Below are 10,269 nucleotides of genomic sequence, written 5' to 3'. Positions count from 1 at the left end.
GAACCCCATTAACCAATGCTTGTATTCCGTTAACATTCAGCAAAACTGAACCGCAATGGCAAGGTCTTAAATCTGTCATGAGGCGATACAGCTACCTAAAAGCCTTCGCCCACTTTCGCGTCAGGATCAGAATATTGGCAACGGATATCAACCGTATCGACCGACTGAAGTTTGAGCGGCATCGCGGCGGTTTACACCACATAAAAGCGCAATAACCGCCCTGCCCTGCATCGCCTATATGTGTCCAATAAGTTTGCATTATCGGACGTACCAAAACCAACCCCAGAAGCACCCCCCAAAACCACCAAAAATCACGCTCAGCGCCGTCCATCTCAGCAGAGCGACACAGCCTGTAAAGGCTACGGTCCTTTCAAAGCCGCCAGCGCCGCAATGTGGCGTGGCAGATCGCTGCGGCCGTGGAGGATATCAACAATGATGACATCCTCGGGCTGGTCGAGGAAAACGACAAAGTGTTCGCCTGCCCGGATGAACCGTAAATCTGCGGTATCCTCAACCAGCTGTGCACAGCTGCGGCTATGGGCGTCTCCGGTCACGATGGCGTTGCAGCGGGCGATCAACTCGGCTTCGTAGATTTCCGCCTGACGCGGCCCAAACCGATCATGGGTCCATTGGGCGATGCGGAAAAGGCTGTCCTCGGCCCGCCGGGTCAGCCGGAAACTGCGGCTCATGTCGCCTTGCGCGCCCGGTCAAATGCGCGGCGAATAGCATCCGAACCGCTGCCCTCGGCCAGATCACCCGTCTGCGCCTGCTGCAAGCCCTGCTGCAGTGCTGTCTGAATCTCTGCAAGCTGCGTCTCTTCCCGCTCCAACAGCCGCAAACCTGCGCGCATGGCTTCGCTGGCATTCTGATAGCGACCCGACGCGATCAAGGCCTGCACCAGTTCGTCTTGGTTCTCAGTCAGAACCACGTTGCGTGTTACCATGAGGACACCTCCGATTGGCAATATATGCCAATAGCAAGCCTAAAGGCAATAGGGTTTCGCGGCGAAACCTATTCCAGGACTTGCTTCAGATTCTGCAAGAGTTTCTGCGCTGTCACCTCATCAATCGGCCGGCCGGACAGCTCAATCCGCGTCTTGTCACCCGATATCTGGCAAGTCAGTGCCGCCCCCTTTGTGAGGGGAACAGGATCAAGGTGGATGACGCTTGTGGGTCGCCCCCCCTTCTCTGAACCTGGATCAACCACAAGACCCTTCAGCCCAGCCTCTAGCAGGCGCCACTCCGCCGCCGCATCCTCTGGCGTGCCAGCATCCAGCGCCGCACGCAGACTTGTCTGACCGCCATCCCGCAAAGCCATCGCAAGCCGCAACCCAGCCTTTTCCGTAAGCGCTGTCGGAAAGCGCAGTAGATCTCCTAACCCCTCATGAACCACCGCGAAACTGCGCACCTTGGATCTTTTTGCTTTCGAGGCCGAAGCAAACAACGCATCCACTGCAGCCTCGACCGAGGGGAATACCCCCTGCCCCGCTGCCAGTACCGCAATTCGGCCGCGTTCATAATGGCTGAGGTTGGCACGAACCTCATTTTCCTCGACCATGTTGATGTAGGCATCCACGCCAGCATCCGTGCGACGCACAAAAGACGGGATCTGCCGGAACGCTGGATCGGTCACTGCCAACTGGCGAAACGCCTGCACCCTGCGGTAGCCTGAGATCAGACCGAATCCATCTCTTGTCTTCGCAACTTCAATGGGATTGCGTAACCCGTGCTGGCGGACGGAGGTTAGCAACTCCGCCATCGCCTCAGCATCTTCCGCCACACGGTCGCGGTGGATAAAGGCGGTGTCGATCTGCTCTAGCGGGATCGGTTGCGCCACGAGCCCCGCATCGGTCGCCTTGCGCAGCGCATCAGCCTCAGCCTTATTGCGAGCGGCTTCTGCCCGATCAGTTACGTTCGGCAGGCCCGACGCCGCCGCGTCGCCGGCCACCTGTGCAATAGGTGGTGTTATTGATTTGGTCTCAAGCGGTTTCGCGGCGAAACCGTCTTCCATTTCGCGCAGGGTGTTCGCGTCCGGTGTTGTCAGTCGTTTACGCTTTGCCATTTTCCGCTCCTCCCACATGCATATCGCGCCACCAACAGCCGATCAGCAATTCCTTGAACTCCGCATAAGTTCGGTCAAAGGTCTCGCGCCCACGCACGTAAGTGTCGCGGTTGAAATCCCTATAGTCGGCTTCGTAGATGCCGTTCACCTGCTCTCCGGCCTGACCAACCAGCGCGGTATATTCCTGCCGATAGGCATTCATGAAATCGCCAAAATAAGCCTGGATCACATTGGCCATGTCGGTCTGCTGCGCGGCGTCGAACCGGGTGACAATCGCCCGCACCGCGTCCCATTCGAACTTCATCTCGGGCAACCCTGCGGCGCGAAGGGTCGCGTTTTCACCGTCTTCGATCGAGGCGAATGTGGTGTAGAGCATATCAAAGAAACGACCGGTCGAGTCAAACTCGATAAACGATGCACCAAGCGGGACCAGCAGAATGTCGGCCGCTGCCAAAGCGTTGATCGTCAGGTAACCAAGGGCAGGGGGCGTGTCGAGCAGGACGATGTCGTAATTATCCAGCACGCCCTCATCCTGCAAAAAGTTTGTCAGCCCATCCCAAAGCGGCCAGCCGCGCAGCCCCATGCGCCAGACGGGGATCTGAAATTCGGCCCAATAAAGGTTCAGCTGCGCACCGATCAGATCAATATTCGGCCAATGGGTCTTCTGGATCACGTCAGCGGCGCTGATCTTCATCGCCTCCTGCAGGGTTTCGTCCAGCGGTAGCTCAATCTGGCCGCCCGCACGGCGCACCTGGTTCTCTGCGATGATGGCTTTGGCATAATCCTTGGCAATCAGCGGGAACACGGTGGACCATTCATCAGCCACTTCGCCGCCCATGATCGAAGTCATCGACCCTTGACTGTCGAGGTCGATCACCAAAACGCGATACCCATCAAGGGCTGCTGACATCGCCAGATGTGCTGCGGTACTGGTTTTCCCGACGCCGCCCTTAAAATTGGCGATCGCAGCGACCTTCGCCTGCGCATCTTTGGGCCGGTAGGGCAGGTACTCTTTCGTACTGACCCCTTCGTTAGCGAAGTGTTGGCGCAGGGTCAGAACTTCTTCCAATGTGAACCACTTTGAACGTCCATCACCTTCGCCCTGGGGCAGGTCGGAATTTGACTTCAGCACACGCCGCAGATGGGCGGGCGCGACGGGGATCAGATATTTGGTGATCTCCCAGATAGAGAACTTGCGCAACCGTTTCTGACCATCTGGAGCATACCCACGCTTGACCAGATCTTCGCGACCTTTGGCACAGAACGCTGCCGCTTTGGCGAATCGGCTTGTGTCGATAGGATCGGGCAAACGTGTCGCCGCCTTCGCCGGATCGAGGTTCAGATATGGGGGCAGGGGAGGAGAGGGCGCTTTGGTCACTTTCTGGGCCTTATGACATGTGCGGCATATTCGGTGATATGGCGCAGAATAGCGTACATCGAAGATCAAGGCCATCACTAGCCGCTTAGAATTTGGGTTTTTGGCAGGTTTCGCAGCGAAACCGCTCAGTTCTATAAAAAGAAGCACGCTAAAACAGTTTTAGCTTTTTAGGTTATTTAGGACATTTATATCCAAAAAATCACCTACAATCAAAGTGATACGGTATGATGGGTTCCTTTGTCCGGGACGAACGGAACCATCTTGCAGGATCAACAGAACCCGTTTGCGGGATGTCTGGAACCCATTAACGGTATGTTTGGCACCGATTCGCAGGCGGCTGAAATGGCTCGATTTTCGGAGTCGTTTCAAGGCTACACACTCGGGAACCAGGTGGAAAGTGGTTCTTGGAAGCGGAAACCTGGGCGTCTTGTGGCGTGATTTAGCCTTTCGGGGACCCATATACAGGAGCCAAAAAGGAACCCGAAATCTCTTTCCATCAGGTACCTTTTGTGGCATGGTTTCTTGCAGAGCAGATAAGAACAAAACGATGGCTAAAACGCCCATTGATATCGATCAGTTGACTGGCGCGCTGCGTCGAGAGACCGTTCGCAAGAATGTTGCCGCGATTCATATCAGCGGTAAGCTGAGCCTGTTGCAGCGCAAGCTATCGAATGTACTTCTGCTGAATGCCTATGATGCCCTGACCAGCGCGGCCAGCCATACGATTGACGCCCGCACGCTATGCATGATGGTTGGCTATAACTCCAACGACATTGATACGCTACGCGCCAGCCTGCGCGCCCTGGCCGAGACGGTTGCTGAATGGGACATGCTGGATGAGGAAGGGCGGCAGGAATGGGGGGTATCCTCGCTCCTGTCCTATGCCAAACTGAAAGGGGGCGTTTGTGAATATGCCTATTCGCCGGCCTTAGCGCAGAAACTTCATGACCCGAAAATCTATGCCCTGATCAATATCAATATTCAGCGCAACTTCACTTCGGGCCACGGGCTGGCGCTATATGAGAATTGTTATCGGTTCGTGCGCACAGGTTCCACTGGCTGGTGGCCCCTGGAGGTGTTTCGCAAATTGATGGGTGTCGACAGCAGCAGCTACTATGAAAGCTACAAGCAACTGAACGCCAAGATCATCAAGCCAGCTGTCGCTGAGGTTAACAAGAACTCCGATATCGTGATCACACCAGAGGTACGCAAGAAGGGCAGGGCGGTTACGGATATCCGTTTTCGCATCGCCGAAAATCCCCAACTGGCGATGTTTGACATTGATGACGGTGATGGGGTGCGCAATGCAGCGGTTTATAAGCGATTGATTGCGCAAGGCGTGGCAGACCGGCTGGCCCGGCAATGGATTGCCGAACATGGCGAGGCTTATGTCGCCGAAAAGCTGGCTTATGTCGATCAGCAGAAAGATGTGAAATCGCGTGCGGGATATCTGTCTGTTGCGATACGCGAAGATTTCAAGCCGCGTGTCGACCCCGCACCAAGTCCGGAGGCGATCGAACGCGCCGCAGCAACGCAAGCGGAACAGATCCGCGAGGATGCGGCCTTTGCCGCACGCCAGGCGGAGCGAGCCGAACGTGCCCGTAAATTCGCGGTGGTGGCCGATCTGGTGGCGACGCGAAACCCAACGCAACGCGATGCAGACAAACGGCTGTTTCTGGCCGAGCTTGACGATGACATCGCTCGAGAAGCGTTTCGTACCCATGGCTGGGCCTCAAGCCTGAACGCAGCAGCGATATTTGCATTTTGGGAGGGGTTGTTGCCCGGGGCCTTTGAGTAACTTTGCTGAGTATTCCCAACATCGATACCAGCAATTCGGCTGTTTCCTGTCTCGACAGACTTGTATTGCAAAGTGTCCGCCAATCAATAGGAAACCAAAGACGGTTTCGCCCCACTGACTATAAGTTGGGCTGCTGCCGGATAATGTTCTCGCGGCGAAGTTCCGGTTCGGTGAAGCCGCCCTGTGGCGTAGCTTAGCCGGATGAATGGTTTCACCCTAAATATGTTACGCGGTCGGCTCGCTTGTGCTTGGAAACGCTTTAGCTACGGCGTCCTGTGCGTCCTCTGGAAGTGTCAAAAACGGAGCAGCGGCATTTGGCATTTCAAGCTGATCTTTGGGAACGACTTCTTGCTCCGCTAAGCGCTTGGAAACTTGCTCAACGCAGTTCTCGAAAGCGCTAACGATCTTTCGGGAGAAACCCTCGAGTGACCGCCAGATGGCCTTCAATCCATCAGACAATGTCTGCCGTACACGGTGGAGCAGCGTTTTGGTCTCATCCATAGCAGGGCCAAGCATTTTGTCGTCTTCGACAGCATCCTGAAGTCGGTCTAAATCGGTTGTATCAAGGTCCTGGATCAGGGATCGCAGATTTTGCAGGTCGTCCGGCGCTTCAATGTCTGGCAGCGCTTCGGTCCAGAGTTGTCGAGCAAGCATCCTTAGTTCTCCAGAGGAACCATGCAGCACGGCAAATGCGGCGGCAAACCGTCTCCTTTGCCCTGTGCCAAAATCAGCGACGATCCTAGTGGCTTCCTCGCGATGGCTTTCGTTTGCTTCCGCTGCCTGCCGGCGAGCGAGGGCGGCCCGGTGTGTTCTGACCACTTCCAACGCCTCCCGGAATGGCTCAAGCTCTTCACGCATGCTGTTTTCGGCGGCCTTCAATGCAAGTTGGGATGCAGCCCGAGCATGAGACTTCTCTTTTCGCCATTCCGAACGAGATAGCCGCCGACGCTTCGGCCCCTCACGTGTCAGACCAGCAGGCTGGCCGACCTTCTCAAAGTACTCATCGGCTAATTCGCGCGCGCGCTCACGATAAGCCTGATTTCCGAGCTTGACCTTCAGGCGGGGAGGGGCTCCATCTTGCTCGGCCTGCTTCTCAGCGTCCATCTTCGCCAGGTAGGCCGGATTGAAGTTGCGGGCGTTCAAATCGTCAAAACACTCGGGAAGCACATAAGCGTGGATATGGCCAAAGGTCTCGTCGACATGCTCAAAGACGGACTTCAACTGATCGCCAAACTTCTTCTTTAAGAAATCAATGTTGAGCTGTTTCCAACGATCAAAAAGAACGCGCTCTTTCCCGGTCGTGTCCGCTTCAATGGTTTCCCTTGGCACGGGATAGCTTGCAACCGCTGTAAAAAGGGTGTGCCGATCCTGACGAATAGCCCGTACTCTGTTCGTCCCATCGGCCAACGTTACCGTTGTCTTGCCATTTTCGACCATCTGATCATGGGCGGATTTCAGAGCCTCGACATCCAGGCCAAATAGCAAAACCGGTGGCATTGGATTGTCGACATGGGTGGCAAATTCTTCCCGCCGCCGAAGCTCATCAATAACTTGTTGGACGCATTGGCCAGCCTTGTTGGCTTTCCGAGAGAATGACTGCGTATGGTAGAATTGAGGTCCTGACATGTTTCGTTGCCAATATCATGCTCGTTCGCAAACATAATATTGGCCGACTATTAGGTTGTAAACAACCTGCCGGAAAGGGCGCTGCGCCCCTTTACCCAACTTTAACGAAAATCGGCAACTTAGCAAACGCGACTCTACCGTTTATGTCTCACCCAACAGCAGGTGGTCATTCGATGGAGTGTCGCGGTGAAGAGTCTGGTGACTGAGGAGATAGGGAGAACGGATATCACATTTGATCAAGCCGGACCTGCGGTGTTTGGTCAAATGCGATTCGCTGCTGTCGATTGGCTAAGCGCGGTGCACTTCAGTTCAAAGGGACGCGGACAATTAGCCAGTCTTGCACGCTAGCCCTGATCCGTCAAAGTTTCGATCAGATCTGCAAACTTGTGGAGCGCGATAAACTGTTCTCTCGTGGCATCCCGCCGGTGCAGTTCGATGTTCAGATATCGGTACTTTTGAGAGCAGTAGGCATGGGCACCACATGTTTTGGCCAGCGTTTCAATCGCTTCGGCAAGCTCATCCCAGCCATCATACTGAGGCCAGCGCTTTCGTGGTTTGGTAGCTGCTTTCTGCCCGTCCTCAGCTAGTTTTTCGACATGTCCATCAGGCCATAGACGACACAGATCGGCGCCGCTTCGAAACACAATTGGGATGCCTTCAGAGAGCGTCGCGAAGGCTGCCTCTGTTCCGGCGCGCGCAGCGATCTCTTTCAGCTCTTTCATCGTAGCTTCACGGACATGTTTCTTATGCTTCATACTTTGCTTCCTGCTCTAAGATCAGAAGGCGGTCAACTTCAGCTTTCAAAACATCAGTGCGTTCCCGATACCCTTTGGCCCAGACTTTAATCCCGAAGACGGCACAGACCACCATCAGCACCAAGTAAATCTGAAAGCCTGTCCCAGTGAAAGCGGCATCGAGTAAACCAAATGTCTCGGCTAAGGCACCCCAGATAATCAGGCCCGGGAGAGATAGAATAAAGGTTACGCCGATCGCACCGGCCAGGATGGAGCCAAACGACGTGCTGGTACGTAGCTCCTTTGCATCACGCACGAAATCAGCTGTAAAGTTTGCGAAGGCAACTGGTTTGCCCGATGACCGCTTGATCACAACTGCAACATCATGGCCTGGTTGCGCGGCATCAAACATGTCTCCATAGAATTGGTGCTCTGTGTTGCTGCTATCCCGAATCCAGAGTTCAGACGTCGTGTTCACACTTCCGTAGCCTGTCTTCCGATTCATATTAACAGATCCCAGCCGTTCCCTGGTGGCGGTGACGGTGCCTCGAACCAGGGTGAGGTGTTCGGTTGTGCGCTTCATGTTGGCAGCAGCTCAGCTAGCTTGTGCAAGGGTAGGGGCGTCGTCTGCCGTTTCTCGGATCGAGGATGCAGCTCCAAACCTTGCAGCGCAAAGAGCACCTCTTCCACGAGCTTCCCGATTTCCGAGGCGGCTCGCTGGGCTTGGTGGATCGGCGCACGCGCAACGGTGTCTAAAGGGTAATCGGCATACATCAAGGAATGCTCAAGCCGCATCGCAGCCATATGGCCTCCCTCAGAAATGTTCGAAACAATCTCAGATGTTGGGATGCCGTGCTGAAACAATCGTCCTGCGGTAAATGCTGCGGTTACAGCTTGATGCTGAGACGGATCACAGGCGATGCCACAGCGCAGCCCGTACACTCGCGTGTCGCTAAGATTGATTTCTCTGAGCGCTTCTGAAACCCGATATGCGGTGAGCGCGTCAGTAAAGGGCGCAATGATGAAGTCAGCGTTGTGGGCAGCGGATAAAGCGAGGTCATCAACGCGCGCGCTCGTGTCGATCAAAATTGGGAAGCCACGTAGGAGCCGGCGTTCATGCTCTGACCTTAAAATACGGCTGAGATCATCTGTGTTTCGGGCTCGCTCAAAGTCGATCACGTCCGTTGAGACGCCACAGCCAAGCATCCGTTCATACCATCTACTGAGCGTTGTGTCCTCACGGTGGGCCAATTGCGCTTCGTAAGAGGCGTCTATCACAAGTGTGCGATAGCGCTGCTTCTCCGCGATGGCCGAGGCCAATGTCATCACCGCCGTCGTTCGACCAGCGCCACCAGCTGGTGCAAAAAAGACAATCGTGCTCATGGGGGCTCCTCAATTATCTAAATTTTAGATAATCTATATATTAGATTAGCCGAGATGCGAAGAGGTTTTCGCATCACATGGTCAAGACGATACACAGCAAAGGACAAGAAGCGCTTTGTGCCAAATTAATCCTTACCCGTTTGGAGCGGGGTTTATCGCAAGCGGATCTTGCTGCGCGCTTGTCATGCCACCAATCCATGGTAGCGCGCATCGAAAGCGGTCAGAGGCGTATTGATGTTGTTGAGCTTGTGGTGTTGGCGAGGGCTTTAGAAATAGATCCAAAAAACGTTCTTGAAGTGGTCGATCTGGCTACACCGGCTTGTCAGAAATTTTAGTCTGATAACTTTTGTTATGTTAATTATGGAGGTATTTTGGGCCATTCCCGCAGTTCATCGGTGGGTCGAGATGCTGCGGTTGCAGCCCGCGTTTCCGACATTTGTCATTCTTACGAGCGCCGCTCAACATCCATGCTTTGATGAAGAATTCTGATGATCGCGATCACTTCACCTCGAATCTGAAAATAGATCGCATGCCGACCAATCAGAGACTTGAGATATCCATCGCGGATCGACACAGGCCTGCCAGCCTTCCTTCCCGCTGCGATGTCTTCAAACACATTGATTATGTCGTTAGTATAAATTTCGGCCTGTTTAGACGACCACTTCCGCGCGGTGTAGGTTCAGATATCCTCTTCCGCCGGTGGGCGGCACAAAAACGTGACACGACTATACGCGATATAGCCCTGATTGGTTCCGACGTTCAAAACGCGTTCGCGGGCTTTCAATAACGATCTGTTTTTCAAGTCTCCGACGTGAGGAAAGGGTTGAGGGACCCCCAGACCATCGTTGAGAGGCTCGGATTTTTCGTTAAAGATCTATCTCCAAGGCTGGATCGGCGACGTCACTCACGAATCTCTTGCTTCTCGTCGACGGGGCTGTATCCATTTGCGTGGGGATATTGGTTAATGGGATTGGTGCTATGCTTTGTCGGATTCTGTCTGCGGTTGCTCTGTCTTCTTTTTTTGCTGCAACTTCTCTGGCCCAGGATGTGCCGGTTCATGCGCGTCTCAATAGTGTATCGGTCGCGACGGAGGCCGGGTCGACGGTGGTGCTTGACGTCTCTGACCGGATTGATGTCACTGAAGATATTGCCACTTATGCCTGGACGCTAGTGACGCGGCCCGCCCTGAGTGTGGCCGAGATTTCGGGATCGGATCAGCTGCGGGCGTCCCTGGTTCCAGATGTACCGGGTCATTACCAAGCGCGCCTGTCGGTTCTTGATGCCGGCGG

General features: G+C 54.6%; 11 protein-coding genes and 1 pseudogene. 3 read left to right on the top strand and 9 right to left on the bottom strand.

Going from position 1 to position 10,269, the window contains the following annotated elements; all coding sequences use genetic code 11:
* Positions 1-359: 359 nt before the first annotated feature.
* The 4 genes from ACW9UQ_RS13450 to ACW9UQ_RS13435 all read right to left on the bottom strand — a co-directional run bounded on the left by ACW9UQ_RS13450 (position 360) and on the right by ACW9UQ_RS13435 (position 3,439).
* Positions 360-689: a type II toxin-antitoxin system RelE/ParE family toxin gene (locus ACW9UQ_RS13450; protein WP_458931534.1), complete on the bottom strand. Its 330-nt coding sequence runs from the start codon at positions 687-689 to the stop codon at positions 360-362.
* A complete protein-coding gene (locus ACW9UQ_RS13445; protein WP_458931533.1) occupies positions 686-943 on the bottom strand; it encodes a type II toxin-antitoxin system ParD family antitoxin in 258 nt (85 codons plus the stop codon). The genes ACW9UQ_RS13450 and ACW9UQ_RS13445 overlap by 4 nt, the downstream gene beginning before the upstream one ends.
* Positions 944-1,011: 68 nt before the next feature.
* A complete protein-coding gene (locus tag ACW9UQ_RS13440) occupies positions 1,012-2,061 on the bottom strand; it encodes a ParB/RepB/Spo0J family partition protein (protein WP_458931532.1) in 1,050 nt (349 codons plus the stop codon).
* Positions 2,048-3,439 carry an AAA family ATPase gene (locus ACW9UQ_RS13435; RefSeq protein ID WP_458931531.1) on the bottom strand — a complete coding sequence of 464 codons (1,392 nt, stop codon included), beginning with the start codon at positions 3,437-3,439 and terminating at the stop codon, positions 2,048-2,050. Before ACW9UQ_RS13435 ends, ACW9UQ_RS13440 begins: the two co-directional genes overlap by 14 nt.
* Before the next feature lie 547 nt (positions 3,440-3,986).
* On the opposite strand from ACW9UQ_RS13435, the gene ACW9UQ_RS13430 reads away from it, so the two are divergent.
* Complete coding sequence (locus tag ACW9UQ_RS13430; RefSeq protein ID WP_458931530.1) at positions 3,987-5,237, top strand: replication initiation protein; 1,251 nt, start codon at positions 3,987-3,989, stop codon at positions 5,235-5,237.
* A 225-nt stretch (positions 5,238-5,462) separates the two neighbouring features.
* Here the strand turns inward: ACW9UQ_RS13430 and ACW9UQ_RS13425 are convergent, their stop codons facing one another.
* From ACW9UQ_RS13425 to ACW9UQ_RS13410, 4 genes are all read right to left on the bottom strand, one after another.
* On the bottom strand, positions 5,463-6,863 hold the full coding sequence (locus ACW9UQ_RS13425) for a hypothetical protein (protein ID WP_458931529.1): 1,401 nt from the start codon (positions 6,861-6,863) through the stop codon (positions 5,463-5,465).
* A 344-nt stretch (positions 6,864-7,207) separates the two neighbouring features.
* Complete coding sequence (locus ACW9UQ_RS13420; protein WP_458931528.1) at positions 7,208-7,618, bottom strand: hypothetical protein; 411 nt, start codon at positions 7,616-7,618, stop codon at positions 7,208-7,210.
* Entirely contained in the window at positions 7,608-8,180 is a 573-nt protein-coding gene (locus tag ACW9UQ_RS13415; protein ID WP_458931527.1) for a hypothetical protein, read from the bottom strand. The genes ACW9UQ_RS13420 and ACW9UQ_RS13415 overlap by 11 nt, the downstream gene beginning before the upstream one ends.
* The gene (locus tag ACW9UQ_RS13410; protein WP_458931526.1) at positions 8,177-8,980 is read right to left on the bottom strand and encodes a P-loop NTPase family protein; all 804 of its coding nucleotides are present in this window, start codon (positions 8,978-8,980) and stop codon (positions 8,177-8,179) included. Before ACW9UQ_RS13410 ends, ACW9UQ_RS13415 begins: the two co-directional genes overlap by 4 nt.
* Positions 8,981-9,057: 77 nt before the next feature.
* On the opposite strand from ACW9UQ_RS13410, the gene ACW9UQ_RS13405 reads away from it, so the two are divergent.
* Positions 9,058-9,315, top strand: a complete 258-nt coding sequence (locus ACW9UQ_RS13405; RefSeq protein WP_458931525.1) for a helix-turn-helix domain-containing protein — start codon at positions 9,058-9,060, stop codon at positions 9,313-9,315.
* Positions 9,316-9,425: 110 nt separating this feature from the next.
* Here the strand turns inward: ACW9UQ_RS13405 and ACW9UQ_RS13400 are convergent.
* Positions 9,426-9,644: pseudogene (locus ACW9UQ_RS13400) on the bottom strand (type II toxin-antitoxin system RelE/ParE family toxin); the annotation flags it as partial.
* Positions 9,645-9,958: 314 nt separating this feature from the next.
* Between ACW9UQ_RS13400 and ACW9UQ_RS13395 the strand changes: the two are divergent.
* A partial coding sequence (locus ACW9UQ_RS13395) for a hypothetical protein (protein ID WP_458931524.1) occupies positions 9,959-10,269 on the top strand: 311 nt, incomplete at its 3' end.

Source organism: Halovulum sp. GXIMD14793 (assembly GCF_054457435.1).
This window is presented reverse-complemented; position numbering and strand designations above follow the sequence as displayed.

Coding starts and splice junctions, on each gene's coding strand:
- ACW9UQ_RS13405 (WP_458931525.1), top strand. CDS start 9,058: ATGGTCAAGACGATACACAGCAAAGGACAAGAAGCGCTTTGTGCCAAA.
- ACW9UQ_RS13450 (WP_458931534.1), bottom strand. CDS start 689: ATGAGCCGCAGTTTCCGGCTGACCCGGCGGGCCGAGGACAGCCTTTTC.
- ACW9UQ_RS13420 (WP_458931528.1), bottom strand. CDS start 7,618: ATGAAGCATAAGAAACATGTCCGTGAAGCTACGATGAAAGAGCTGAAA.
- ACW9UQ_RS13445 (WP_458931533.1), bottom strand. CDS start 943: ATGGTAACACGCAACGTGGTTCTGACTGAGAACCAAGACGAACTGGTG.
- ACW9UQ_RS13415 (WP_458931527.1), bottom strand. CDS start 8,180: ATGAAGCGCACAACCGAACACCTCACCCTGGTTCGAGGCACCGTCACC.
- ACW9UQ_RS13410 (WP_458931526.1), bottom strand. CDS start 8,980: ATGAGCACGATTGTCTTTTTTGCACCAGCTGGTGGCGCTGGTCGAACG.
- ACW9UQ_RS13430 (WP_458931530.1), top strand. CDS start 3,987: ATGGCTAAAACGCCCATTGATATCGATCAGTTGACTGGCGCGCTGCGT.
- ACW9UQ_RS13425 (WP_458931529.1), bottom strand. CDS start 6,863: ATGTCAGGACCTCAATTCTACCATACGCAGTCATTCTCTCGGAAAGCC.
- ACW9UQ_RS13440 (WP_458931532.1), bottom strand. CDS start 2,061: ATGGCAAAGCGTAAACGACTGACAACACCGGACGCGAACACCCTGCGC.